26 protein-coding genes and 1 riboswitch are annotated in these 25,268 nt (G+C 34.9%); of the genes, 3 read left to right on the top strand and 23 right to left on the bottom strand.

Annotation, left to right across the window (positions count from 1 at the left end):
• Positions 1–50: 50 nt before the first annotated feature.
• The 20 genes from cysM to ABJD27_RS22640 form a co-directional block, all read right to left on the bottom strand.
• Positions 51–941, bottom strand: a complete 891-nt coding sequence (gene cysM / locus ABJD27_RS22735; protein ID WP_348169225.1) for a cysteine synthase CysM — start codon at positions 939–941, stop codon at positions 51–53.
• Complete coding sequence (gene epsC / locus ABJD27_RS22730; protein WP_348169228.1) at positions 931–1,677, bottom strand: serine O-acetyltransferase EpsC; 747 nt, start codon at positions 1,675–1,677, stop codon at positions 931–933. Before epsC ends, cysM begins: the two co-directional genes overlap by 11 nt.
• Before the next feature lie 24 nt (positions 1,678–1,701).
• Positions 1,702–2,031 carry a 2Fe-2S iron-sulfur cluster-binding protein gene (locus ABJD27_RS22725; protein WP_348169231.1) on the bottom strand — a complete coding sequence of 110 codons (330 nt, stop codon included), beginning with the start codon at positions 2,029–2,031 and terminating at the stop codon, positions 1,702–1,704.
• An 11-nt stretch (positions 2,032–2,042) separates the two neighbouring features.
• A complete protein-coding gene (locus ABJD27_RS22720; RefSeq protein WP_348169233.1) occupies positions 2,043–3,098 on the bottom strand; it encodes an NAD(P)/FAD-dependent oxidoreductase in 1,056 nt (351 codons plus the stop codon).
• Positions 3,099–3,100: 2 nt separating this feature from the next.
• Positions 3,101–3,718 carry a bifunctional precorrin-2 dehydrogenase/sirohydrochlorin ferrochelatase gene (locus ABJD27_RS22715; protein ID WP_348169236.1) on the bottom strand — a complete coding sequence of 206 codons (618 nt, stop codon included), beginning with the start codon at positions 3,716–3,718 and terminating at the stop codon, positions 3,101–3,103.
• Positions 3,711–4,490, bottom strand: coding sequence for a uroporphyrinogen-III C-methyltransferase (cobA, locus tag ABJD27_RS22710; RefSeq protein WP_348169240.1), 780 nt, complete (start codon positions 4,488–4,490; stop codon positions 3,711–3,713). Before cobA ends, ABJD27_RS22715 begins: the two co-directional genes overlap by 8 nt.
• A gap of 171 nt (positions 4,491–4,661) precedes the next feature.
• Positions 4,662–6,749 (bottom strand): HEPN domain-containing protein, encoded by a 2,088-nt coding sequence (locus tag ABJD27_RS22705; RefSeq protein ID WP_348169243.1) that lies wholly within the window; start codon positions 6,747–6,749, stop codon positions 4,662–4,664.
• 81 nt (positions 6,750–6,830) lie between these two features.
• A complete protein-coding gene (locus ABJD27_RS22700) occupies positions 6,831–8,078 on the bottom strand; it encodes a GTP-binding protein (RefSeq protein ID WP_348169246.1) in 1,248 nt (415 codons plus the stop codon).
• 62 nt (positions 8,079–8,140) lie between these two features.
• Entirely contained in the window at positions 8,141–9,073 is a 933-nt protein-coding gene (gene cysD, locus ABJD27_RS22695) for a sulfate adenylyltransferase subunit CysD (RefSeq protein ID WP_348169249.1), read from the bottom strand.
• Between the two features lie 34 nt (positions 9,074–9,107).
• Positions 9,108–9,728 (bottom strand): phosphoadenosine phosphosulfate reductase family protein, encoded by a 621-nt coding sequence (locus ABJD27_RS22690; protein WP_348169252.1) that lies wholly within the window; start codon positions 9,726–9,728, stop codon positions 9,108–9,110.
• A 20-nt stretch (positions 9,729–9,748) separates the two neighbouring features.
• Positions 9,749–10,015 (bottom strand): DUF2061 domain-containing protein, encoded by a 267-nt coding sequence (locus ABJD27_RS22685; protein ID WP_348169255.1) that lies wholly within the window; start codon positions 10,013–10,015, stop codon positions 9,749–9,751.
• Positions 10,016–10,134: 119 nt separating this feature from the next.
• Positions 10,135–11,310, bottom strand: a complete 1,176-nt coding sequence (locus ABJD27_RS22680) for an aminotransferase class I/II-fold pyridoxal phosphate-dependent enzyme (RefSeq protein WP_348169258.1) — start codon at positions 11,308–11,310, stop codon at positions 10,135–10,137.
• 89 nt (positions 11,311–11,399) lie between these two features.
• Positions 11,400–12,467, bottom strand: a complete 1,068-nt coding sequence (locus ABJD27_RS22675; RefSeq protein ID WP_348169261.1) for an aspartate kinase — start codon at positions 12,465–12,467, stop codon at positions 11,400–11,402.
• Positions 12,452–13,435, bottom strand: coding sequence for an alpha/beta fold hydrolase (locus ABJD27_RS22670; RefSeq protein ID WP_348169264.1), 984 nt, complete (start codon positions 13,433–13,435; stop codon positions 12,452–12,454). The genes ABJD27_RS22675 and ABJD27_RS22670 overlap by 16 nt, the downstream gene beginning before the upstream one ends.
• Positions 13,436–13,441: 6 nt before the next feature.
• The gene (locus ABJD27_RS22665; RefSeq protein ID WP_348169267.1) at positions 13,442–13,603 is read right to left on the bottom strand and encodes a hypothetical protein; all 162 of its coding nucleotides are present in this window, start codon (positions 13,601–13,603) and stop codon (positions 13,442–13,444) included.
• A 122-nt stretch (positions 13,604–13,725) separates the two neighbouring features.
• Positions 13,726–13,850: riboswitch (SAM riboswitch) on the bottom strand.
• 327 nt (positions 13,851–14,177) lie between these two features.
• Complete coding sequence (locus ABJD27_RS22660) at positions 14,178–15,131, bottom strand: hypothetical protein (RefSeq protein WP_348169270.1); 954 nt, start codon at positions 15,129–15,131, stop codon at positions 14,178–14,180.
• A 570-nt stretch (positions 15,132–15,701) separates the two neighbouring features.
• A complete protein-coding gene (locus ABJD27_RS22655) occupies positions 15,702–15,878 on the bottom strand; it encodes a hypothetical protein (protein ID WP_348169273.1) in 177 nt (58 codons plus the stop codon).
• A gap of 167 nt (positions 15,879–16,045) precedes the next feature.
• On the bottom strand, positions 16,046–16,243 hold the full coding sequence (locus tag ABJD27_RS22650; protein WP_348169276.1) for a hypothetical protein: 198 nt from the start codon (positions 16,241–16,243) through the stop codon (positions 16,046–16,048).
• Between the two features lie 740 nt (positions 16,244–16,983).
• The gene (locus ABJD27_RS22645) at positions 16,984–18,381 is read right to left on the bottom strand and encodes a pyridoxal-dependent decarboxylase (RefSeq protein WP_348169279.1); all 1,398 of its coding nucleotides are present in this window, start codon (positions 18,379–18,381) and stop codon (positions 16,984–16,986) included.
• 32 nt (positions 18,382–18,413) lie between these two features.
• Complete coding sequence (locus ABJD27_RS22640; protein WP_348169282.1) at positions 18,414–18,947, bottom strand: cysteine dioxygenase family protein; 534 nt, start codon at positions 18,945–18,947, stop codon at positions 18,414–18,416.
• 652 nt (positions 18,948–19,599) lie between these two features.
• Between ABJD27_RS22640 and metK the strand changes: the two genes are divergently transcribed.
• Positions 19,600–20,853, top strand: coding sequence for a methionine adenosyltransferase (metK, locus tag ABJD27_RS22635; RefSeq protein ID WP_348169285.1), 1,254 nt, complete (start codon positions 19,600–19,602; stop codon positions 20,851–20,853).
• A 200-nt stretch (positions 20,854–21,053) separates the two neighbouring features.
• A complete protein-coding gene (locus ABJD27_RS22630) occupies positions 21,054–22,685 on the top strand; it encodes a serine hydrolase (RefSeq protein WP_348169288.1) in 1,632 nt (543 codons plus the stop codon).
• Between the two features lie 138 nt (positions 22,686–22,823).
• Here the strand turns inward: ABJD27_RS22630 and ABJD27_RS22625 are convergent, their stop codons facing one another.
• Positions 22,824–23,450, bottom strand: coding sequence for a TMEM175 family protein (locus ABJD27_RS22625; RefSeq protein WP_348169291.1), 627 nt, complete (start codon positions 23,448–23,450; stop codon positions 22,824–22,826).
• Between the two features lie 73 nt (positions 23,451–23,523).
• On the opposite strand from ABJD27_RS22625, the gene ABJD27_RS22620 reads away from it, so the two are divergent.
• Positions 23,524–23,877, top strand: a complete 354-nt coding sequence (locus ABJD27_RS22620) for a hypothetical protein (protein ID WP_348169294.1) — start codon at positions 23,524–23,526, stop codon at positions 23,875–23,877.
• Positions 23,878–23,923: 46 nt separating this feature from the next.
• Here ABJD27_RS22620 and ABJD27_RS22615 read toward each other — a convergent pair whose 3' ends face one another.
• On the bottom strand, positions 23,924–24,370 hold the full coding sequence (locus ABJD27_RS22615) for a DUF1572 family protein (RefSeq protein ID WP_348169297.1): 447 nt from the start codon (positions 24,368–24,370) through the stop codon (positions 23,924–23,926).
• A gap of 98 nt (positions 24,371–24,468) precedes the next feature.
• On the bottom strand, positions 24,469–25,248 hold the full coding sequence (locus tag ABJD27_RS22610) for a TlpA disulfide reductase family protein (RefSeq protein WP_348169300.1): 780 nt from the start codon (positions 25,246–25,248) through the stop codon (positions 24,469–24,471).
• Between the last annotated feature and the right edge of the window lie 20 nt (positions 25,249–25,268).

Genomic DNA, 25,268 nt, shown 5'->3' with positions numbered 1-25,268 from the left:
AACGAAAACACAAAAAAATACTAGTTAATTTTTTTGCAAATATTTAATCATTACAAATTATAAATTCCTGATGAAAGATATCGATCTCCTCTATCACAGATAACAGCTACAATAACGCCTGTATCTATTTGTGCCGCTAGCTTTAAAGCGACTGCTACAGAACCTCCACTACTCATTCCTGCAAAAATACCTTCTTCTCTAGCTAATCGTTGCGTCATTGCTGTTGCTTCTTTCTGACTTACTTCAATCACTTGATCAACTTTACTGGGGTTAAAAATACTAGGTACATATTCTGGAGACCATTTTCTAATTCCTGGAATTTTAGAACCGTCTGTGGGTTGTCCTCCTACAATTGTAATTGTTGGGTTTTTCTCTTTTAGATAAGTAGAAGTTCCCATAATGGTTCCTGTAGTCCCCATTGCCGATACGAAATGTGTAATTTTCCCTTGAGTTGCTTCCCATATTTCTGGACCAGTTGTAGCATAATGCGCTTTCCAATTGTCATCATTCCCAAACTGGTTGAGTAAGAAATATCCTTTCTCATCTCTATATTGATAAGCCACATCGCGTGACCCTTCAATACCTCTATCACCTCCCGTAAGTATTATTTCTGCACCATAAGCAGCCATTGTTTGTACACGTTCTCCTGTAGCAGTTTCTGGCATAACCAAAGTGATTTTTAAATCCATCGTAGCTGCAACCATAGCCAGAGCAATCCCAGTATTACCACTTGTGGCTTCCACTAAGTGATCTCCCTTTTTAATATCACCTCGCTCTAGTGCTTTTGAAATCATATTAAAAGCAGCCCTATCTTTTACACTTCCGCCAGGGTTATTACCTTCTAATTTTAAAAAAAGCTGTACGCCTTCTTTGTGTAATAATCGTTGCGGAGCAACAAGTGGTGTATTTCCTATTTGTCCAGTAATCGGATTAACTTGCATAGCTATTTCTTATTTTAGTTTTGATAGAGCTTTGGTGGCTCACAATGGTATTAGGAGGAATAGATTCTGTAATCCAAACATTAGCGCCTATGATACAATTTTCACCTATGGTAATATCACCACCCAAAATAGTGGCATTTGCATAAATAGTCACATTATTTTCGATTGTAGGATGTCTTTTTACATTTACAAGTTCTTTACTTACCTGAACACCTCCAAGAGTTACTCCTTGATAAATAGATACATTATTCTTAATTATCGAGGTTTGTCCTATTACAATTCCAGTCGCATGATCAATAAAAAATGAATCGCCTATCTGAGCTCCTGGATGGATATCTGTTCCTGTGATTCCATGTGTATACTCGCTCATCATTCGAGGTAAAATCTCTACTCCCATGGTGAGTAACACATGACTCATTCTATAAATAGCAATTGCATAAAAACCTGGGTATGCAAGATATACCTCTTTAATACTAGATGCTGCTGGATCTTTATCAAAAGCCGCTTGCGCATCAAGCTCTAATTTTTTTTGAATTTTAGAAAATTGCTTAACAAAAGCTTCCCAAATTATATGTGCATTTGTTATTTCTAATTGTTCTAGAATATCAATAAACTGTTTTCTAACCTTCTTAGATCGATCACTTTCTACATTTGTTATTTCATATAAACTGTAAAACAATTCTTTTGTGAATTCTTCTACTTTACATTTGAGTCGCAAAGGCCAGTTATGTATCATATCTATTGATTTAAGTATCGTATTTTAAATTTCTTGAGCTAGCGTTAATTCTAATCCATGGAGGTTTTCTGTTATAGGTATTTGACAACTTAACCTACTGTTTTCTTGTACATGAAATGCTTCGGCAAGCATCGCATCTTCATCGTATTCCATATCATTAAGTTGATGATCCGAAGTGACATAACATTGACAAGAAGCACACATGGCCATTCCTCCACAAACACCTATAGTTCCCTCTGGAGCTAATTCATAAGAACGGACTACCTCCATTAGGTTCATAGCCATATCTGTAGGAGCTAGCACTTCATGTTTTACTCCTTCTCTATCTGTGATATATACCTTTACATCTTGCATATTTCGAGAACTTAGACGATTGCTTTTACAATAGCTTTCGGCGCTTCTTTTTTTGTTCCATCAAAACCTTCTACACCTCCTACTGTTGTGTATTTCATGACATATCTTTTATCTGGAAAAATACGCTTATAAGCACTCTGACACATCAGTGTAGCCTCATGAAAACCGCAAAGGATTAATTTTAATTTTCCTGGATAGGTATTGACATCTCCTATAGCATATATGCCTGGAATGTTTGTCTGGTAATCTAGTGTATTATCAACTTTGATGGCATTTTTTTCTATTTCCAGTCCCCAATCCCCAATAGGTCCTAGCTTAGGGGAAAGCCCGAATAATGGAATAAAGTGATCTGTATCTAAAATAAATGGATCTTCTCCTTTCTTTTCGATTACGACACCAGTTACCTGATCTTCTCCTAAAACTCCTTTAATTTCAGCAGGAGTAATAAGATTGATTTTCCCTAGGTTTTTAAGTTCCTGTACTTTCTCTACAGAATCCAAAGCTCCTCTAAACTCATTACGTCTATGTACTAATGTCACTTCACTAGCGACATCTGTTAAAAAAATACTCCAATCTAATGCAGAGTCACCGCCTCCAGCAATCACTACTTTTTTATTTCTATAGATTTCTGGATCTTTAATGATATACTCAACTCCTTTGTCTTCAAACTTTGAAAGCTCTTCCAGTTGTGGTTTACGAGGTTCAAAACTACCGAGACCACCTGCAATAGCAACAATAGGCGCATGATGTTGTGTTCCTTTATTTGTGGTGACGATAAAAGTCCCATCGTCTAATTTCTGTATGGTTTCTGCACGCTCTCCTAATGTAAATTGAGGCTCAAAAGGCTCAATTTGTTTCATCAAGTTATCTACCAAATCTCCAGCCAATACATCTGGAAAACCTGGGATATCGTAAATGGGTTTCTTAGGGTAAATCTCTGCACACTGACCTCCTGGAATAGGTAATGCATCTATGAGATGGCATTTTAATTTTAACAATCCTGCTTCAAAAACTGTAAACAATCCTGTAGGTCCTGCGCCAATTATTAATATATCTGTTTTAATCATTTTTATGCTTCTTTTTTTTCTACTAATCCTCTGGTAAACTCATTTAAGGTTTCGACCTTTTCTTCAAAATCACCTTTGATGGTTTTCCTATATTCATTTAAATTTTGAACCAAATCATCTATACTGTCTGGTATCACTTCTTCAAAAAATTGACGTAATCGTTTTGCTGTTGTAGGAGACTGCCCATTGGTAGAAATTGCCACTTTCACATGTCCTTTGGTCACAATACCTCCCATATAAAAATCACAATACGGAGGATTATCTGCTACGTTTACAAGTTTATCTTTCTTTCTGCAATGGTTATATACCTTGATATTCACCTTTGGTTTATCCGTTGTGGCTATAACAATATGTTTTCCCTTAAGGAGTTTCTTTTTATATTTTCCATCAAGCATGGTTACTTGATGTTCTTTTGCAAGTTTGATGGTTTCTCCTCGATACATGGGCGAGATCATGGTAACTCTTGCATCTGGGCTAGATTTTAATAAGAATCGCAGTTTTTCTTCAGCAACATGTCCTCCCCCTACAATAAGTACTTGTAGGTGGCGTACTTTTAAGAACACAGGATATAACGTATTGCGTTCTTCTCCTATCGGCTTTAGGTTTTGATTATTAGGCATAACGTACTTCTTTATAAGATGGTTGTTCTTGCAGATGCGTTATATTTTTAGAAAGAACACTTCTATTTTCTACTACTTTTCCTATCACAATGATTGCTGGAGATGTTAATTGATTTTCTTCCACTACTTTTTCGATGGTATCAATGGTTCCAAAACCTGTTTTCTCATCTTCTCGCGTTCCGTTTTGGATGATGGCTACGGGTATTTTTTCTTTCCCCGCTTTCGCGAAAGCGGAAACAATCTCACTCAATTTACTCATCCCCATAAGGATCGCAACGGTCGCATTAGATTGTGCAGCCAAGGCAACATCTGTAGAGAGTGTATGTCTTTTTGTTGTTCCTGTGATCACCCAAAAACTCTCTGCACTTCCTCGTTTTGTAAGTGGAATCCCTTGGTATGCAGGCACTGCCAATGCCGATGAAATTCCTGGAACCATGGCTGTTTCTATACCATATTCCTTTACAAAATCTAATTCTTCTGATCCTCTTCCAAAAATAAATGGATCGCCTCCTTTAAGCCTCACAACATGCCCATGACTTAGTGCTCTGCTTACAATAAGATCATTGATTTGTTCTTGCTGATACACATAACATCCTTTACGCTTTCCTACAAATATTTTTTCTGCGGTAGGTGCATGTTCTAATAATACTGGATTTACCAAGGCATCATATAAAATAACATCTGCCAAAGCAAGGATTTTTATTGCTTTAAGTGTAATGAGATCTGGGTCGCCTGGACCAGCTCCTACAACTGTTAATCTTGCTGTTTTCATTTATTTGAAAATTTTTATTTCATTGAAAATGAAACAAATAAAAAATTTTCTGCTTAAATCAACCGCTACGCTCCTGCCTACCGTCAGGCAGGTTCACATAAAAAAATGAATTATTCCGGTTGGTAAACAAAAAATTAATTTTGTTTATGCTCATTTCATACAATGATCGTTTTATGATACTAATTCGGCTACACGATAAGCTCTTGCTTTTTGCAAAAACTGCTCGGCGCTTTGTATATAACTGGTTGCAAAATCTTTACTAGGCGCATGTACCTGTATTTGATAAATGACATCACTATAAGAATTCCCTAATTCAATTTTACCAGTGGTCACAAATAATTCATCAAATTGTTTTACAATACCTGCCTGTGTATTGGTACGTTGTCCATCGGATATAAGAATGGCTTTTGCCGCATTAATCAAGGAACTATAGGCATAGTATATTGCATTAGAATATACTTGATCTTGTACCGCTTGCTTTGCATTTTCTATTTTCTCTTCACACTCTAAAAACAAAGTTTCAATAAGATCGATAACAACGCCTGCACACTCTCCTACTCCAATTGCTTTTACATATTTTTCTTCTTCTCCCCAGTCTATAAAATCTTCTTGTGTAAGGTTATCTACACTAGACAAATCAGTTAAAAGTGCGTAGAAATATTTTTCGCCTTGAGCAGCATAATATTTTTGAAATGTTATACCTCCTGCATTGGCTTCATAATCATGAAGAATTCTACGTAAGGCTTCGGGTCCTCGTCTACTCGGTATTTTCACCACTTTATCTGCAAAGACACCTTCTCCATTTCCGTTATTTCCTCCACCTAATAGCACTTGTAATGCAGGTGCTGTTAATTTATCTTTTGTACGAACAGACATTCCTTGGAAGCCTATGTTTGCCATATTATGCTGTCCACAAGCATTCATACATCCACTTATCTTAATAACGAGGTCTTCATTTTTTGAATAATGTGGGAATTCTGCCTTAAGTACACGCTCTAATTCTTCGGCAATTCCGGTACTACTTGAAATTCCTAAATTACAGGTATCTGTTCCTGGGCATGCCGTAATATCTACCGCTTTATTATATCCAGCTTCTGTAAAACCAAGTTTTTTAAGCTCTTGATAAAAGAAGGGTATGAGGTCTTCTTTTACATAAGGGATCACGATATTTTGACGCAGTGTTAATCGCACTTCTCCAGCCGCATATTGTTGTACAAGATCTGCTAGTAGACGTGCTTTATCTGTATAAAAATCTCCTAGTAATACTTTAATTCCTAAAGCGACATATCCTTCTTGTTTTTGAGGAATGACATTGGTAGATTTCCAAGTATCAAAGGCAGTTTGATCTTCTATTATTACTTTTGGTGTTTCTACTATTACAGGAATTGTTACTGGATATGTAGACACATCAATAGGAACGGTATGCTGAGAGATCGCTTTTTGCTCTTCTTCAACAAGTGTTTTAAAGGCATCTAAGCCGATATCCTTTAGCAAGAATTTTAAGCGTGCTTTTGCTCTACTTCTACGCTCTCCATAACGATCAAAAATACGGATCACTCCTTCCATTAAAGGAATGATTTTATCTGACGGTAAGAAGTCATATAAAACATCTGCATGTCTAGGTTGTGATCCAAGTCCTCCAGCTAGAAGTATCTTAAAACCCCGAACTCCATTTTCAATCTTTGCAATAAAGCCAAGATCATGCATATAGGATAGTCCAGTATCTCTATCTGACGAAGAAAAAGACACTTTGAACTTACGCCCTAATTCCTGACCAATAGGGTTTCTTAGAAAGAATTTAAAAATGGCATCGGCATATGGAGACACATCAAAAGGCTCTTCTGGATCGATCCCTGCAAGTTCTGAAGCAGTGACATTACGGACTGCATTTCCGCAGGCTTCCCTTAGCGTGATATCATCTTTTTCTAATTGCGCCCACAACTCTGGAGTACGATCAAGATCTACATAATGTATCTGGATATCTTGACGTGTGGTAATGTGTAATCTCCCTCTAGAATACTCATCAGACACTTCACTTATTCTATGCAACTGAGCACTTGATACTTTACCATACGGTAATTTAATACGGATCATTTGCACACCAGCTTGACGTTGTCCATATACTCCTCGCGCCAGACGAAGGCTTCTAAAACGCTCCTCATCTATCTTCCCAGTATGGAAAAGTTCGATCTTATCTGCTAGTTCGATAATGTCTTTTTCGACAATTGGGTTTTCTATTTCTGTTCTAAAACTTTGCATTCTTTTTCTTTTTTATAGCGTTTTCTTTCCCAAAAACGTGTATTGCTTCTCATAGCATTAGAAGTCTTTTTATATATAGTATTATTCTACAAACCCTACGCCCGAAGTCGCATACGTTTGTGCATCAATAAGGATAAATGATCCTGAAATTTTGTTTCTAGTATAGGAGTCATATGCTAGAGGTCTACTCAAAAGGAGGTGTACTTTTCCTACTTCATTGAGTTTTAAAGTTTGTGCCGTATCATCTTGACCAGAAAAGTCCGTATGAATTACGCTTGACACTTCTTTGATCTTAGCCAGTATTCTGTTGCTTCCACTTTGTAAATAATACTGGGTACCTGCTTGTAATTCTTTGGTATCCATCCAACATATTTTTGCTTCTATTTGTTTTCCTACAGAAGGTCTTTCTTCTGTTTTGACAAGCATATCCCCTCTACTTATATTAAGTTCATCTTCCAGTGTAATTGTACACGAACTTCCTCTTCCAGCTTTGTTAAATTTTTCATCAAAGAAGTAAATCTCTTTTACTTTTGAGGTGGTTAACGACGGTAACACAGTAACTTCATCCCCTACAGAAAGGTCATCTCCATAAATCTTCCCAGCATATCCTCTAAAGTCATGAAAATCTGCTTGTTTAGGACGTATCACCATTTGTACAGGAAAGCGCATATGAGATTGCTCATACACATCTTGTGCTTCCAATTGCTCTAGGTGATCTAGCAACGTATTGCCTTGATACCAAGGTGTATTTTCTGAAGATGCTACTACATTATCTCCCAATAATGCACTTACAGGGATAAAAGTGATATTCTGCCCTTTATAGGCACTTTTATCAATCATCGTTTGAAAATCTGCTTTGATTTCTTCAAATACAGACTCTGAAAAATCAACCAAATCCATTTTATTAATTGCTACAATAATGTCTTTGACGCGTAGTAGATTATTAATAAAGAAGTGACGATATGTTTGTTCGATAACACCTTTACGTGCATCTACAAGAATAATAGATGCTTGTGAAGTAGATGCCCCAGTCACCATATTACGGGTATACTCTACATGTCCTGGTGTATCTGCTACGATGTAACTTTTTGTTTTTGACGAAAAATAAATATGAGCCACATCAATAGTGATTCCTTGTTCTCTTTCGGCAATAAGTCCATCGGTTGCTAGTGAAAAATCCAAGTAATCAAAACCATTTGCCTTGCTTTTTGCTTCGATTGCTTCTAACTTATCTGTCGTTAACGATTGTGTATCGTAAAGGATTCTCCCGATTAAGGTACTTTTCCCATCGTCTACACTTCCTGCTGTTGCTATTTTTAATACCTCCATTATAAATTGTATATAATTATGACGTTATTTTTGATGTTATACGCTTTCGCGAAAGCGTACTTCTAAAAATACCCTTGTTGTTTTCTTTTTTCCATCGCAGCTTCCGATCGTTTATCATCGATACGTGCGCCTCGTTCTGAAATTGTAGAAGCTCTTATCTCCTCTACCACTTTTTCTAATGTTGCTGCATCAGAAAGTACGGCTGCTGTACACGACATATCTCCTACGGTTCTAAATCGTACCAGACGTTCTTCTACTACCTCATCTTCTTCTCTATATACTGCATCATCTGATGACCAGATCATACCATCACGTATAAATGTCTCACGTTTATGAGCAAAATAAATAGAAGGAATTTCGATTTTCTCCTTTGCGATATAACTCCAAACATCAAGTTCTGTCCAGTTACTTATAGGAAATACACGTACATTCTGCCCCAAACTAATCCTCCCATTAAGGTGATCAAAAAGCTCTGGACGTTGGTTTTTTTCATCCCATTGTCCAAAATCATCACGTACAGAAAAAATACGTTCTTTGGCTCTGGCTTTTTCTTCATCTCTACGAGCACCTCCAATAGCTGCATCAAATTTGAATTCTTCTAAAGCATCAAGAAGTGTTGTTGTTTGCAAACTATTACGACTTGCATACTTCCCTTTTTCTTCGATTACTTTTCCTTGATCTATAGCGTCTTGTACATAACGCACAATGAGTTCTACACCTAATTCTTTTACAAGTTTATCTCTAAAAGCAATCGTCTCAGGAAAATTATGTCCCGTATCTACATGTAGTAATGGGAATGGTATTTTACCTGGATAAAATGCTTTTTGAGCAAGTCTCACAAGTGTTATAGAGTCTTTGCCTCCAGAAAAGAGTAACACTGGTTTTTCAAATTGTGCGACTACTTCTCTAAATATATATATCGCTTCACTCTCTAAGGGATTTACCTGTAGTGCTGCTTGATCAAGAATTGTATTTGTTCCTAAAGTATCAATCATGTTCGTATGATTATTAATTTCCTTCAATTTTTATTTAATTACTATGTAATCCACATTCACGATGCTCTAACACCTTGGTAGGATCTACATAGTCAAACTCATTAGGGAGTGCATTTTCTTCTAGATATACGTCAAGTTCTGTATCACTGTAGTAATAAAATGGGCTTACTTTAAGCACACCATTTTTATCTTGACTTACAATATCTAATGTATTTCTAAGCGCCGTTTGTCCTTGTCTTAGATTTGTAAACCATACATCAGGTTGTAATTCTTTCATCGCTCTTTTAAAGGGCTCTAGTTTTACTTGCTCTGTAAAAACAGCATGCGCAGGATCATCTATATTTGGAATTCCTAGAGTAACAGCACGATGTGCTACCGTTTGTTTAGGAACATATAATTGCACTTGCAAGTCTAGTTTTTGTATTAACTCTTCTGCATGTGTATACGTAGCTGCAGTATTATATCCAGAATCACACCAGACAACAGGAATTGTTGTACTTGCACTCACACACGCATATAAAATGGCCGCTTCATAGGGTCTAAAATTTGTTGTCACGATAGGGTTCTTACCATAAGCAACAGCCCATTTGCAAATCTCTAGCGGTGTTTTATCACTCAGTTCTTTATTTATTTTTAGTATTTCTTCTTGTGTCATACCTGTGTCTTTACATGTGTTTATTTTCCCCATTTTACGATATTCCAGATGCGTTCATGAAAAAAGTATAGGATCATTTTTGTTACAAAATCAATAGACGCGATAGAGGTCGCTATCCCAATTTCTCCTGTAAATACATAAGACACAATAAGTGTATCTAACGTCCCTATTAACCTCCAACTCAATGCCTTTACAACACTACGAATAGGTTTTTCTGAAGACTTCACTTCTTTATATGAAGTCTCTTTTGCTTTACTTTTTGTAAGAATAAGTTGATCTAAAATCATAATTTATTTTAATAACCTATTATCCTATAGGATTACTAGGATAATAGAACAGCAAATTTAAAATTTATAGTCATACGTCTATCTTAAAACTTGCGATTTTTATGTTAAAGTTTAAAAATTTATTGAATTGCCTCTAAAGAATTCTCCAGATCTTGAATGATATCATCTATATGTTCAAGCCCTACAGAAATACGAATAAGGCCATCAGTAATCCCTACATCCAGACGCTCTTCGGCACTCAATTTTCCGTGTGTAGTACTCGCAGGATGACTCACGATAGTCCTTGTATCTCCTAGGTTTGCTGTTAATGAACACATCCTAACATTGTCTAAAAATACACGCCCACTTTGCAATCCTCCTTCTACTTCTATCGTTACGATATTTCCTCCCAATTTCATTTGTTTTTTTGCAAGTTCATAGTGCGGATGCGATTCTAAAAATGGATACCTCACTTGCCGTATTTTTGGGTGTTTTTCTAACCATGTGGCAAGTTTATGTGCATTTTCGCAATGTTTTTCTACACGTACAGCCAATGTTTCCAAACTTTTAGACAACGTCCAAGCATTAAAAGGTGATAATGCGGGTCCTGTAATTCTAGCAAAACGGTACACCGTATCTATCAAGTCTGCATTTCCCACAGCAATTCCTCCCATCACACGTCCTTGTCCATCCAACAATTTTGTAGCTGAGTGGATCACAATGTCGGCTCCAAATTTTATAGGTTGCTGTAAATATGGTGTTGCAAAACAATTATCTACAATAAAAATAAGGTTATGCTTACGCGAAAACGTACTCAACAACGCTAGATCTACAATATCGGTAGCAGGATTTGTAGGGGACTCGATATATAAAATCTTTGTTTCTGGCTGTACAAGCGCCTCTAAAGTATCTAGGTCATTGACATCAAAATAGGTATGCGTGATATTCCATTTAGGGAGATATTTTGTAAATAAGGTGTGTGTATTTCCAAAAATAGATCGCGCCGAGAGTACATGATCTCCACTATCTAGCAACCCTGCAAATGTGCTAAAGATTGCGGACATTCCTGTAGCAAATGCATGTCCTGCTTCTGCTCCCTCTAAGGCGCATATCTTTTGTACGAGTTCATGATTATTAGGATTGGTATATCTACTGTAAATATTACGTTGTTTCTCCTCTGCAAATGAAGCTCTCATCTCCTCTGCATCATCAAAAACAAAACTTGATGTGAGGTACACTGCCGTAGAGTGTTCTCTATGTTGCGAGCGTTCTGTTTGCAGTCGTATCGCTTGGGTTTCTGGGTTATTATAACTCATTATTATTTCCTTTTCAACATTAATTTATTTGATTCTATCACTCTCTAAGAGAAGTTATATCTTCTCCTTGTATGTATTTGTATATAGTATTAATTCAAGCTTTGTGCTACCTTTAAAATATCACTTAAGACACCTCTGGCGGTTACTGATTTTCCTGCACCAGCTCCTTGAATAACTAGTGGATGTTCTCCATAAGACTTGGTATAAATTTCAAAAATGGCATCGGCTCCTTTTGTTTGACCAAGAGCTGTCGTTCTAGGTTCTTGAATAAGTTTTACTTCAAGATTACGGGTCTTCAAATCTAACTCTCCCACGTGACGCAGTACTTCTCCTTTTCCTAGCTCATCTTTACTCGTTTTAAAAACGGGATCTAACTTTTTTATGTTTTGACGAAATTCTTTTACTGTCGTTTTTCCGTTTAAAGTAGCTGGGACGAGTGATTGTACTTTTACATCCTGCACTTCTTTATCAAGACCTAACTCTCTTCCTAAAATGAGCAATTTGCGCGCTACATCTTTCCCTGAAAGATCTTCACGCGCATCTGGCTCTGTAAGCCCTAAGGCATCTGCTTCTAGTAGGATTTCTGAAAAAGCTTTTTCTTCTTTTGAAAAAGTATTAAACAGGTAACTCAAAGAACCTGAAAATACTCCACGTATTTTATATATCTCTTCACCACTATGGTGTAGGTTTTTAATTGTTTCTATCACAGGTAATCCAGCACCAACATTGGTCTCGTAATAAAACTGTTTCTTATGCGTGATAAGTGAGTTACGTAGTTCTTGATAAAAATCAAAAGACAATGTATTGGCTATTTTATTTGCCGTCACGATATGAAACCCTTCCTGAATAAACAGCAGGTAATTCTCTACAAAAATGGCACTTGCTGTCACATCTACAACCAATAGGTTTTCTAAGGAGTTCGCTTTCGCGAAAGCGAATACATCATCTATCTCATATGAAGTTGCTTTTGCTTTAAATTGATCTTCCCAAGAAAAACTTGCAATGTCATGATCTAACAAGACCTGTTTAGAGTTTGCAATAGCAAAAAGATTGATTTTTGTGCCTTTTGTTTTAGTATTAAAATCGGCGATTTGTGCAATGAGCGTACTCCCTACATTACCAATACCAAAAATGGCAATATTTATAGTTGATGACATAATATGTTTGAAAATATAGGTTTAACAATAGCTGATAATTGATCGTATTCTATTAGAAAAGCATCATGCCCATGAATAGAATGTATCTCATGGTAATGACTTTGTACACCAACACTTTTTAATAATTGATGCGTGTTATGTATAGGTTCTGGATAAAACAATCCATCAGAATCTATTGCGACAAGATGTACCGTACTTTTTATGGTTTTAAAAACTGTATGAATCTCATCTCTTCCCTCTATAATAGAAGCAGATCCTAGTAAATGATTCATCAGTTTATAGGTAGCAAGTTCAAAACGTTCTTCTAGACGCTCTCCGTGATGTAACAGCCAACTCTGGACATTATAGATTTCCTTCTCGCTGTTTTTTGACCTATTAAACTTTGCAGTAAAAGAGGCTGCTGTGCGGTAAAATGTCATTGCATGCATACGCGCATCATGGATAGGGCGATCTGAATGTGTCAGGATTTGTTCTTGTACACTACATTGTGCGATGACCCAATCGGTCGCTTTCCAATCGGTGGCTACTGGGATCAAATGTTCTATAAGGTCTGGTTGTTCTATCGCTAATTCCCAAATAATCTGCCCGCCTAATGAACCTCCTATTGCTGCAAAGAGCGTTGTAATTTCTAATTCTTGAATTACTTTATAATGTATTATTGCAATATCTCGATTATGAAACTCTTTATAATCTGTAACTAAATGATCTAGATGATTATCATATCCATTTCCTGGAATATCAATAGCCAGTACTGTATACTCTTGAGTGTCGATTGCTTTTTCTGGTCCTATCAAAGCATTCCACCATCCTTCTGGTCCAGTCACAGAAGAATTTCCTGTAAGTGCGTGGGTAACCAATACTACGGGAGCAGTTCCCAGTGGTTTTCCAAAGAGCTGATAAGTAACTTCCAGATCACAGGTGTATCCTGATCGGGTTGTAAAATCTTGGATGGTGTACGTAGTAAGCATTTCTTTTTACGAGTTTGAGATATTGGATATCGTAAACAACTGCTTTAAAGTGCTTCTACTTTCTGGCTGATAGACTATAGATTGCAATATAGGATCTAAACTATTTTGCCCTATGGCTACTGCTTCCCTTGTGTGTAACTTATAGGTTACTAGATTTTGTGTACTCATTTTTCTAATTTTTGAGTTTAATAAAAGATTAAAAACAAAAGTCAAACACTTCGCTTGCGCGAAATATCTAAAAGAAAAATATTATAAGAAATTACATGCCTACATACTGCTGTATGTACTCGATGTTATCTATCCTTGATGTCAAAAATGACTAACATACTCAGGGTAGAACGTAGCACCTACTTTCTAAGTGAAAGGGTTGCTAAGGCTTCAATGGGTCTAATCCCTCAGCCTTTCTTGATAACATTTTCAATAAATCATTGAACTTTCTGAGTGCAAATATTGCAACAGAAAATATTAGTATCCAAATTTTTTATGAAAAATTTTCTATAAAAATTAATTATTTCAATTTTTACCATATTATTTTCTTTATAAACTGATTATTTAAGAAATATTTACAGTTGTATTTTTACTTAATATATCACTCTGTTACTACTGGTCTACAATAAATGATATTGTATTTAATACAAAAAGCCACACATATTATTACGCATGGCTTTTGTGTTTTTAAGAGGTCCTGTAAATATTCGTTATAAGCGAATACTCATAATGGGCAATGTATTTACTTTACAACTTAAAGTTTGCAACCATATTTTACGGTAGCCTTGATAACACATTTCCAAGTGACATAAGTATTAAAGTTCCCCTTCCATACAAAAGGAGAGTACGTTGGCTCTCCATAAGTAACCTCAAAAAACTTCTTGCATTTAGGTTCACAATTAAAGGCTTTTAACATTCTTAACCGTACTTCGAGTGCTGCTTCGGCTGCTTTCTTTGCTGCTTTTTTTTGTACGGGATCATATTTATTCCGCTCTGCAGTAGTCACGTTCCAATAGAATTTTTCTTTATTAAAGCCCATTCCATTTACCGAAGCCGAATACTTAGCTTCACATGGAAAGGTCACACTCGAATCGGCAGTGGTTTTCCCATCATCACCTCCTTTATCTTTAAGATTTTCTATGATTTGATCTAGAATCCACTTTGCGGCTTCTGCTCTTGCATCAGCAAGAATAGGAACTTGTATTCCTATTAGATTTGCTTGATGTGTAAAAAGCGAATCTCCAAAATCAGGTCCAGAACCTAAGGATCCTTGTCCTTGTCCTTGTCCTTGTCCTTGTCCTTGTCCTTGTCCTTGTCCTTGTCCTTGTCCTTGTAAATATTGGAAATTATTAAGTTCAGTTCTCAGAACGTCTTTAATCTCATAACGAAGATCATCTGGATTAATACAAATAGCATTGTTAGGGCTTTGAGAGTCACTTGATGATGGTTCTCCTAGGTTAAAATGTTCCAGAATCAATTGAAATTTGACTAATCCAACTCCAGAAACCTGATCAATCTCATCAAGGTCAGTAAATCCCACTCCATTTTGATTTAACAACTGATCTCTAGTCATTATAATATTCTTGGCTGTCTTGATACCAATATCTCGACCTTGTCGCTCAAATTCTTCATCAATCATTTTTGGAGTTAGTGAAGGTTGATTGAAATACTGTAAAAGTGTCTCTACCTTTTGTCTATTTGCTTCCATAATATATGTTTTTAATGATACAGTTCTAATCGTTTTCAACTTAATATCTAGTCTAATATAGTACGTTAATATCAAGAACAAATGAGTTAAAACACTATTAATTAGCAAGTTAAAACACTATTTTTTTAAGATTCAAATCTGTTATTATAAAAGCTTCGATAGATGAATTCAAAATTCTTCTTCAAATCAAGTATATCTTGATGGTATTAATTTCTACTCATTAAGTTTTCACAAGAAAGGAGTAGCATTTGGGTTGAGACTACTAAAGGTTTTATAAGTGTTCCAAGACGACATATAATAAAACACTATTATTATTTCGTATACAAGAGGTTATATTTTCGCTTGCATTTGTCTTCGGCTGTTTCTGCTATTGTATTGAATATGTTGTCAAACAAAACCTATGCATCAAAAAAGCTCAAAGATGATATCATCTTTGAGCTTTTTAAAATTATTTTAAATCTGTATGATTATATAGGATTATATAAAACAAGTTATATGTATAATACCCATTGTAAATGAGCGTCATTACTTTTAAAAGTTCTATTCTGATCTATTACTATACAAATTACCTTAACAATCAAGAGTGCAAATATCCATACAAGCGGCATAATGTGATCGACATCCATTAGAACTAGCTAAACAACTTTCATGGCAACCAAAATAGCACTGACTTGCCCCATTAATTGATTTTTGTTCTACATTATTTAAAATTCTAACTTTTCCAATATTTAAAATTAATTTTTCCATAATAAATAATATTTAAAAAATAATAAAATCCTTGATCATTTAAAGACACTCATGGTTTGTGTCTATCTCCACAAAATATCATTATTTGAAAGGTTCATCTCTTTTGCTAAATTTTGAATATTAAGCTTAAAAAGATAGATGTCAAAGAATTTCAACATCTACTCAAATTAACCATTTGTATCTGGTGAGCAAATACCGCCTGAGCAATGACCAGTTGGGCAGTGTGGTAATCCAGTCAAACAAGCATAGCCGTTTGTTCCTGGACCGCAATGTTCTAAATATTCAGTAGGTCCAAATCCTCCTTGAATAGATTTTTGTTCCGTTTTGTTTAGAGTCGTACCTAAACTTAAAATGTTTTTTAACATAGTTTTATTTTTAAATTAATAATATGTCTAAGTTAATAAAAATAGTTGATTATCAGCATGTTACGGTGAAACCGTAATTCTAAATAATTAATAGTTTAAAATGTCAATAAACTTTCTGTTAGCACTAGTTTGTAACAGACGTTGTTAAGAGTAGAATCTAATTATAGATAAAAGATATACGTTATACTATGTATCGCTTTTATTTAAAGCATTTTCACAACTCGCCATAAACAACTATTAATAAGCAAATTGGTAAATGTTTATCGGATCATATCTCGTCCTAAAATTGTTTATATACTATTACATATAAAATTTTCAATCAACTAATTCTCTAAGAATAATCAATCTTAATATTTAAATAATCATGAAAAAATCAATGAAAAAATTATCCTTAAATAAGTATGCTATTTCACGTTTAAATGCATTATATATCAAAGGAGCCGGGCCTATAAGTCCAGGTACAGATTCTGATGGTCCAATTTTTTTAACTGACGATGGGGAAACTTGCGATCCAAGAAATTCCGCATGCGAATGCAATACAAACTTTAATTGTGATTAAAATTTCCTACTAGTGATTATCTTTGGTTGATACCGCTAGGAGTGAAAATATAAAAAGCCGAACGTATATTACGTTCGGCTTTTTGTATTTAGTCATAATGTCATTGTATTATTTTTCGCGAAAGCGTAAAAAGACATTATATGTATGATGTAACAGTTTCCTCTCAGAAGCTCTTATATATCTAAATACTCAGTTCCTTTATTTTTGTTAAGTTGGGTGTCTTCTCTACAAATTCTTCTAGGACTTTAAAGAAATTTAAGATGTCTTGTTTTTCATTATTTGCATTAATTGTGACCAATCTGATAAATGTATCTTCATTAAAAGATCCAAATCCTACCACCGTAATTTGGTGTTCATACAATGCAGTACAAAGTGTCGTTGGGTCAATATCCTTATAATTGAAACAAATAGAAATTGAATCATCAAAACTATACAAAGTGTAATCTGGATGGGCTCTTACGTAATCAAGAGCAACATTTGCCAATTCAAATTGCTGATCTACAATCTCCTTTAAACCAGTTGTTCCTACAGATTTCCATAGTGTCCAAAATTTTAAGGCATCATTTCTTCTTCCACATTGGAATGACGTTTTACCTAAGTTAAAGTCATCTCCATCTGTTTGATATAAATAATCTGCATCATTACTAAACGAATCGTGCAATTGTTTTTTATCATTCACTAAAATGATGGAGCAGGTTAAAGGTGTTCCAAGCATTTTGTGTGCATTATAACTAAATGAATTTGATCTTTCAACTCCTTTTATAAGGTGTTTATAGGTATCGCTGAAAATGACACTTCCGCAATATGCGCCATCAACATGAAGCCACATGGCATACTTCTCGGTAATATCGGCAATTTTATCAATTGGATCAAAGGCTCCTAAAACGGTTGTTCCCGCGGTCGCATTTACATAGGTAGGAATAAACCCATTACTAATATCATCGAGAACTTGTTCTTCCAATTTTTCTGGAATCATTCTTCCTTTTGAATCGGCTTGTATGTAGCGGATATTTTTTCTTCCAATACCAGCAAAACTAGCATTCTTTGCATTTGAATAATGCGATTCTTTGGATGTATAAATTACCATTGGTTTAGACATTCCGTTTAACCTACAACTAGGATCTTTTGCATCACGTCCCATAACCAATGCCATATAGTTACTCATGGAGCCTCCTGTTGGAAATGTACCATTACTTTGTGGTCCATAACCGACTAAATCACAAGATTGTCTGATGATTTCTTGTTCAATCCCAACTTGTGGTCCTGCAACTTTGTAGGTATACATACTATTATTAAGTAGTACAGCAAGTAAGTCTCCTATAACTGCTTTGCCTTGTCTTCCTCCAAAAAGTTGATTGAAAAATAAATTGGTAGCTGTTTTTGGAGTAGAAATAAGCACATTTTGAAGCACTGTTTTAAATGCATCATCAATCATTGGAGATTCATTGAGTGAAAGATCAATCGCGTCATACAATGTACTCGCTTCTATTCTTTCTGCCACTGGATTTTTCTCCTCTTCATTAATTAAAGCCTCAACGAGTTCATTAAATAAAGCTAAGTCTTTACTTATATCAGACATTTTGTTTTACTCTTTTTAAGTTTAGTACTAAATTATGCAATGGTATCATATCCCAAGTTTTTGTTTACAAATGTTTTTGAGTTTTCATCAAAAACATTGCAAGCACGAATGGGTTTTGCATACAAATGAAGCGACATACTTCTGTTATTAGATAGGTTTTCTAATCGATGAAATCCCATAAAATCTTTCATATAGGTAACATCGTTCTGTTTTGAAATCGAAGATCTAACAGCTTTTAATTCACCATCATCTTCTTTTTTATAAATTGTTTCTTTGAACTCGCCATCAATGACTTTTACCCAACATTCTTCTCCTCCATGATCATGAATTGGCGTACTATGCCCTTCGCACCAACAGATTAAGATTAATTCAAATTTTTCGTTGTCAACAATACAATTTCTAGTATAACAGTCATTAGACCATGAGCAATAGTCCTCAAAATCGTCTGCCGAAAATTTTATTGAATGTATTATGTAATTGTACTTCCTACTGTCCTCTTCAGAAAGAGCCGTAATTAATTCATCTAGGGATTGAAGCGCTACAGGGGTATTTTGGTTAGAATTCAAATAATTGCTTCTTTTTATTATTTATTTAATCTACAAATTCAAGGGTAATCCTTAAATCTGATTAAATAACTTGGTCAGATTTCTTACGTCGTTTCAATTTTACAAAAATAACCAATTTTATGCGTTTTTCAGGTGTTTTACAGTGTTTTCTTTGAAAAAACAAGCAATTTTCTTCCTAATAAAGACATTATTGGATTTTACTTTTATTAAGGAAATATTTTCTTAATCCTGTGCTATTGCAAATTTTCAATACAAATTTGATAGCTTTTTGGCATTTCATTTTTATGTTCATCTATACAGAGATTGTATTGTTTTTCGCGAAAGCGTAAAAGGAAAGGTAAAAAAAGAGTTTGAACTATTTAGTATGCTGAAAAACAGGAGTTATTATAAAAAAATAGAATCATAAAGTGTATTTTTTGAAACAAAAACACACTTTGCTCATCATCTCGTTAAGAGATTGCTAATAGTCTTGTCAATTTTAAAAGTTTATGTACATTTGCCATCATAATTATTGAGGATAGATTTGACCGCTTGCAACCTCTTAAAAAAATGCCTAAAATAATTACTGTAGTACGATTGAAACTTCAATCTCGGTGTAATTTTCCTAGGATGCTTTCGTCAAATCGACTTCAAACTATCAAACAAACAAATAATGGCATATTTATTTACTTCAGAAAGTGTATCTGAAGGACATCCAGATAAAGTAGCAGATCAAATTTCTGATGCACTTATAGATAATTTTCTTGCTTTTGATCCAGATTCAAAAGTAGCGTGTGAAACCCTTGTAACTACTGGACAAGTAGTACTTGCAGGAGAGGTAAAAAGTAATACTTACCTCGATGTACAAAAGATTGCGCGTAACACCATTAATAAGATAGGATATACCAAAGGAGAGTATATGTTTGATGGTAATTCATGTGGGGTGCTTTCTGCCATACACGAACAATCTGATGATATTAATCGTGGTGTAGATCGCGATTCAAAAGAAGAACAAGGTGCGGGAGATCAAGGAATGATGTTTGGGTACGCTACTAAGGAAACAGAAAACCTAATGCCACTTGCATTAGACCTTTCTCATAAAATCCTTATTGAGCTTGCAGCACTTCGTCGTGAAGAAAAAGAAATCACTTATTTACGTCCTGACTCAAAAAGTCAAGTAACAATAGAGTATAGTGATGATAATGTACCTCAACGTATTGATGCTATTGTAGTGTCTACACAGCATGATGATTTTGATGAGGATGAAATCATGCTTGCCAAAATCAGAAAAGATATCGTTGAGATATTAATCCCAAGACTTGTAGCAAAATTACCTACTCAAGTAGGTGCATTGTTTAACGACGATATTAAATATCACATCAACCCTACTGGCAAGTTTGTGATAGGAGGACCTCACGGAGACACAGGACTTACTGGACGTAAGATTATTGTAGATACATATGGAGGAAAAGGAGCTCACGGAGGCGGTGCTTTTTCTGGAAAAGACCCTTCAAAAGTAGATCGTAGTGCAGCGTATGCTACACGCCATATTGCAAAAAATCTTGTCGCTGCTGGTGTAGCAGATGAAGTTCTTGTACAAGTATCATATGCTATTGGTGTTGTAGAGCCTATGGGTATTTTTGTAGACACCTATGGAACATCTAACTTAAATATGACCGATGGTGAAATCGCACAAAAAGTCACTGAAGTTTTTGATATGCGACCAGCGTCTATTGAGTCACGTTTAAAACTACGTTCTCCTATGTATAGCGAGACAGCGGCATACGGACATATGGGACGTAAGAACGAAACGGTTACCAAAACATTTGAGCGTCTAGATGGGACTACAAAAGATATAGAGGTTGAGTTATTTACGTGGGAAAAACTTGATTATGTAGCTAAGGTAAAAACGGCTTTCGGATTCTAGAAAAAGAATCATTATATAATATAATAAAGAGGTAATCATTATTGGTTGCCTCTTTTTTGTTTGGTTTAGTTCGCTTTCGCGAAAGCGTATATAAGACACCTTCCTCCTTCTCAAGATCATAATTCTAAAATTATATATTCTTTCTTGTAACTAATACCACAAATAAGTCGTCATACTGGTAATCAATCAAACGAAACCACATGAAAATCTTCAACACGCTACTTGCCATATTCTTTGTCGCCTTAGTCAGCGCACAAAATGTAACGACTACATTTGACAAAATTTTTACAGAGAAATATCCAGAAAACGGTCCTGGCGCCACAGTTCTTGTTGCAAAAAAAGGAAATATCATCTATCGCAATGCATTTGGGAAAGCTAATCTAGAAAACAATATAGCAATGCAGCCCGAACACGTTCTTGAAATAGGGTCTATTACAAAACAATTTACGGCGGTTTCTATTTTAATGCTCGAAGAAGAAGGAAAACTCAACATTAACGATAACATTACAAAATATATTCCTACTTATCCTAATGGAGAGAATATCACCATCCTTCATTTACTTAATCATACATCGGGCATCAAGAGCTATACAGACATACCCGATCTTCAGAGTTTTGCCAAAGACGATAAAACGCCTTTGGAAATCATAGAGTTTTTCCAATCACAACCTGTCGACTTTGCCCCAGGAGAAGAATGGCGTTATAATAATTCTGGGTATATCATCCTAGGTCATATCATCGAAAAGATTACAGATATGTCTTATGAAGACTTCATACAAGAGCGCATTTTTGACAAACTTGGGATGAAAAACTCATATTATGGGAGTAAATCAAGAATCATAAAAAACAGAGCTTATGGATATCAACCTACTGAGAATGGCTTTAGAAATGCAACCCAAATAAGCATGACGATACCTTATGCAGCCGGATCCCTGATGTCTTGTGTAGATGATATGTTATTATGGAACAATGCCATTCATAACAACACACTTATAAAAGCTAGCAGCAAAGCAAAAGCACACACTAATACATCTTTAAATAATGGAGCATTGACCAATTATGGATATGGATGGCAAATTAACGAACTTAATAACAAAGGAAGTATAGAACATGGAGGTGGTATCTTTGGTTTTGTCTCTCAAGGAGTATATATTCCAGATGAAGATATTTATGTAATTATCCTTACTAATGCAAACGGGAATTCTCCACAAGATGTAGCAATACGGCTTGCTGGTATGGTGATGGACACACCTATGTTTACCAAAGAACACACTATAAAACTCACACAAGAACAATTACAACAATGGACAGGCACGTATGCCTTTTCTAATGATGTATTACGATTTGTGACGCTTGAAGACGGACAACTCTATAGTCAGCGAGATGGAAGCAGTAAAATTGCTATTCACGCTATAAATGATCATGTTTTTTCTTTTGACGATAGTTTTGTTACTTATATCTTTTCAAACGAAAATGGGAAAAAGAAAGTGCTCTTTAAAAACCGTATTCAAGAAGAAATAGGGATTGAAATTGATAAAAAATCTTCTGCAGAAAAAGAAGAAATGACACTCAATCCAAATGTCATAAAACAGTATGTTGGTACATATGAATTGAATCCTAATTTTCATATTACAATCACCACCGAAGGAAATCGTCTTTTTGCAGAAGCTACTGGACAATCTAAAGTCGAAGTTTTTGGAGAAGACAAAGATCTTTTCTTTTTAAAAGTAGTTCCTGCAAAGCTTGCTTTTACTCGAGATACTACAGATGCTGTTACTAGCGTCACATTACACCAGAATGGACAAAAAATGAAAGGTAAAAAAATAGAGTAAAACTTCTTTTTCAAGAATACTTTACAACATATACGAAGGGGCAAGTATGAAATGACTTGCCTCTTTTATTTTTAAGAAATACTGTTTTAGAATATGTACATATTACATCTAACCGAATTGCAGAAAACACACTGGTTTTTATTCTTCTGATGCCTTTTGAATTTTTCTTTTAAAATAGCGATCAATAAAAAACTGATTCACAAAAATGAAGATAAAAATTATGCGTGCTATACTAGGTGCCGCTGTAACTAATAAAACTCCTAACAACCATACAATGATCACATTTAATCCTCGATTACGATACCATAAATAATAAAGTCTTGTAAACCCTGTTCCTCCTTTTTCTTTACGATACACATACCATAACATCCAATTATTCAAAATACCAATAACGGCAAGGTTAAAACAATAAAACATAAAAGGTCCCGAATAATCGAACCCTTTTACAAATAATGCTGTAGAGAAAGGCAGTAACACAATAGATAGTAATAGAAATATATTAATCCATAGTAATTTCCCATTTACAGTACTCACAAATCTTATAATTCTAAGATGTGCGACCCAATAAAGTCCACTCACCAAGAAACTTACGAAGAGGCCTATAAAGTCAGGGATTCTATTTGCCAAGACTTGACCAAGGCTTTGAGATTTTATCTCAGAAAAACTAGGCACAGCAACTTCTAATACAAGTAATGTCATCGCAATAGAAAAAACGGCATCACTAAAATTAATTACTCGACTCTTGTCATAAGTAATATCCTCCATAAAAGTTTATTTTAAAGCAAAAGATATGGCTTTATTTTTGATATATTCTCAAGGATAACTAAAACAAGAAATTATGAAAACTGATCGTTACACAAAATCTGTTCTTACTGTAATTGCTATTGCACTTTCTATTATTGCATTAAAAGATGCCGATATATTTCCTAAAGCACACGCTACATCAGACACTGTAAACGCACCTTATACAAATTATGGGTTGATCCCTGTGAATGAAGATGGATCTATTAATGTACGATTAACTGCTTCAGAACAACTGGATGTAAACATCAAAAACATTGATACGTATGATGAATTAAGAGTAGATATATATAGTATAAATACCAGTGATGAGCTAGATGTGAATCTAGATGAGATAGGTGGAGGATGGATAAGTAGTGGAGGTCCTGTTCCTGTAAAGATCAAGCCGTAATCTTAAAAATTTAAGGGATAGACAAACCCTTTTTATTCTTTATACATTAAATATCTAATAAGCGTCTATGATAATTGATCTGTCCTAAGTGATAGTTAAGATGAGATGCTAAATGTATTAGAAAAAACTCGTGCGTCATTTTCTCTTTAAAAACGACTAATGGATAGTCCGATTGTAAGAGGTTCTCATCAACACCAGCTAACGAATTTTGCACCACAGTTATCGTATCATCTATCTGGCGTATTAATTCTTCTCTAGATACATCTTTACCTGAAAATTCAAACGTACGATCACGCACATATCCTGTTCCTCCTATTTGCGCTCCAATAAATGCATTAAGATTGCCTATAAGATGTAAACAAAGATTTCCTGCTGTATTAGAAATCTCTCCATTAACCACCCAAAGGTTTTCTTCTTTACCATAAGAAGCTATCTCTGTTTTAAGTCTTGTCAGGTCTTTTTTATAAAGTTGTTGGAGTGTATCTATAATCATATAATTTTAATATTTTTTGTCTCCTTAAAAATAGGAAAACAAAATAAGAAAGGCATCTAAATAATAGATGCCTTTCTTATACTATTCTTTTTATTTTATTACAAAAGATTTTCTATTTCTGCTTTTATATTTTCTGCAATCCCAGGAATAAAACCTGTTTTTAAGAATGCAATATTTCCTTCTTGATCAATAATCATATTTGTAGGATATCCTGTAATACCATTTTGCATAGCATATGACTGACTATCTGGAATGATACGATAATCAAAATTGTGCTTTTCAAAAAAGGAAGGTAAGCGGTCTTTTGCTGTGGTAGAGAATCCCATAAATTGCACATTGGCATTGTCTTTATATGTTTCTACTAGCTCATTAAGTTCTGGCATTTCTTGAATACAAGGTTTACATTCCTTAAACCAGAAATTAACTACTGTGATCTTTCCTTTTAATTCATTAGAAGTTACTTGATTTCCTTCATAATCTACCAGATCAAATGATTTTGCAGGAGTTCCTATAGCTTCTTGAAGTTTTGCTTCTTCAGCTTCAAACTGAGCCATCATAGCTTCCATAGATTTTTTTTGCTCATCTGTAGGAGGCGCAACAACACCAAGTATTAATTTATCATTTGCATCCTTATACAATACAGGTCGTGCTCCTTCAGAAAAATAATCATTTAGTTCTTCTTCTTCAAGGGTAGCTCCATCTGTTGAGTAAAATACAACCTTATCTAGCTCTGCTGCATACTTCCCAAATTCAGCTTCGGGGATTTCTGTGAGGCCCTCTAGAAATGATGCTGTTTTTTCTGTTTCGCCATTTTTACACGATACCAATGCTAATAAAAAGCACAAGGATAGTGTGTATAGGATTGTCTTAAATTTCATGATGTAGTTTATTAAATAGT

Source organism: Dokdonia sp., from assembly GCF_039945015.1.
Taxonomy (GTDB): domain Bacteria; phylum Bacteroidota; class Bacteroidia; order Flavobacteriales; family Flavobacteriaceae; genus Dokdonia.
Note: the sequence above shows the minus strand (reverse complement) of the source record. Positions and strands in the feature narration are given on the sequence as shown.

Bases quoted from the DNA above. Each gene is read 5' to 3' on its own strand.
- ABJD27_RS22705 (WP_348169243.1), bottom strand. From the start codon at position 6,749: ATGCAAAGTTTTAGAACAGAAATAGAAAACCCAATTGTCGAAAAAGAC.
- ABJD27_RS22645 (WP_348169279.1), bottom strand. From the start codon at position 18,381: ATGTCTGATATAAGTAAAGACTTAGCTTTATTTAATGAACTCGTTGAG.
- ABJD27_RS22675 (WP_348169261.1), bottom strand. From the start codon at position 12,467: ATGTCATCAACTATAAATATTGCCATTTTTGGTATTGGTAATGTAGGG.
- ABJD27_RS22660 (WP_348169270.1), bottom strand. From the start codon at position 15,131: ATGGAAGCAAATAGACAAAAGGTAGAGACACTTTTACAGTATTTCAAT.
- ABJD27_RS22700 (WP_348169246.1), bottom strand. From the start codon at position 8,078: ATGGAGGTATTAAAAATAGCAACAGCAGGAAGTGTAGACGATGGGAAA.
- ABJD27_RS22615 (WP_348169297.1), bottom strand. From the start codon at position 24,370: ATGATTATAGATACACTCCAACAACTTTATAAAAAAGACCTGACAAGA.
- ABJD27_RS22690 (WP_348169252.1), bottom strand. From the start codon at position 9,728: ATGACACAAGAAGAAATACTAAAAATAAATAAAGAACTGAGTGATAAA.
- ABJD27_RS22670 (WP_348169264.1), bottom strand. From the start codon at position 13,435: ATGCTTACTACGTACACCATCCAAGATTTTACAACCCGATCAGGATAC.
- cysD (WP_348169249.1), bottom strand. From the start codon at position 9,073: ATGATTGATACTTTAGGAACAAATACAATTCTTGATCAAGCAGCACTA.
- ABJD27_RS22650 (WP_348169276.1), bottom strand. From the start codon at position 16,243: ATGTTAAAAAACATTTTAAGTTTAGGTACGACTCTAAACAAAACGGAA.
- ABJD27_RS22715 (WP_348169236.1), bottom strand. From the start codon at position 3,718: ATGCCTAATAATCAAAACCTAAAGCCGATAGGAGAAGAACGCAATACG.
- ABJD27_RS22610 (WP_348169300.1), bottom strand. From the start codon at position 25,248: ATGAAATTTAAGACAATCCTATACACACTATCCTTGTGCTTTTTATTA.
- ABJD27_RS22630 (WP_348169288.1), top strand. From the start codon at position 21,054: ATGAAAATCTTCAACACGCTACTTGCCATATTCTTTGTCGCCTTAGTC.
- ABJD27_RS22720 (WP_348169233.1), bottom strand. From the start codon at position 3,098: ATGATTAAAACAGATATATTAATAATTGGCGCAGGACCTACAGGATTG.
- ABJD27_RS22655 (WP_348169273.1), bottom strand. From the start codon at position 15,878: ATGGAAAAATTAATTTTAAATATTGGAAAAGTTAGAATTTTAAATAAT.
- ABJD27_RS22725 (WP_348169231.1), bottom strand. From the start codon at position 2,031: ATGCAAGATGTAAAGGTATATATCACAGATAGAGAAGGAGTAAAACAT.
- ABJD27_RS22685 (WP_348169255.1), bottom strand. From the start codon at position 10,015: ATGATTTTAGATCAACTTATTCTTACAAAAAGTAAAGCAAAAGAGACT.
- cysM (WP_348169225.1), bottom strand. From the start codon at position 941: ATGCAAGTTAATCCGATTACTGGACAAATAGGAAATACACCACTTGTT.
- ABJD27_RS22620 (WP_348169294.1), top strand. From the start codon at position 23,524: ATGAAAACTGATCGTTACACAAAATCTGTTCTTACTGTAATTGCTATT.
- ABJD27_RS22625 (WP_348169291.1), bottom strand. From the start codon at position 23,450: ATGGAGGATATTACTTATGACAAGAGTCGAGTAATTAATTTTAGTGAT.
- cobA (WP_348169240.1), bottom strand. From the start codon at position 4,490: ATGAAAACAGCAAGATTAACAGTTGTAGGAGCTGGTCCAGGCGACCCA.
- ABJD27_RS22680 (WP_348169258.1), bottom strand. From the start codon at position 11,310: ATGAGTTATAATAACCCAGAAACCCAAGCGATACGACTGCAAACAGAA.
- epsC (WP_348169228.1), bottom strand. From the start codon at position 1,677: ATGATACATAACTGGCCTTTGCGACTCAAATGTAAAGTAGAAGAATTC.
- ABJD27_RS22665 (WP_348169267.1), bottom strand. From the start codon at position 13,603: ATGAGTACACAAAATCTAGTAACCTATAAGTTACACACAAGGGAAGCA.
- metK (WP_348169285.1), top strand. From the start codon at position 19,600: ATGGCATATTTATTTACTTCAGAAAGTGTATCTGAAGGACATCCAGAT.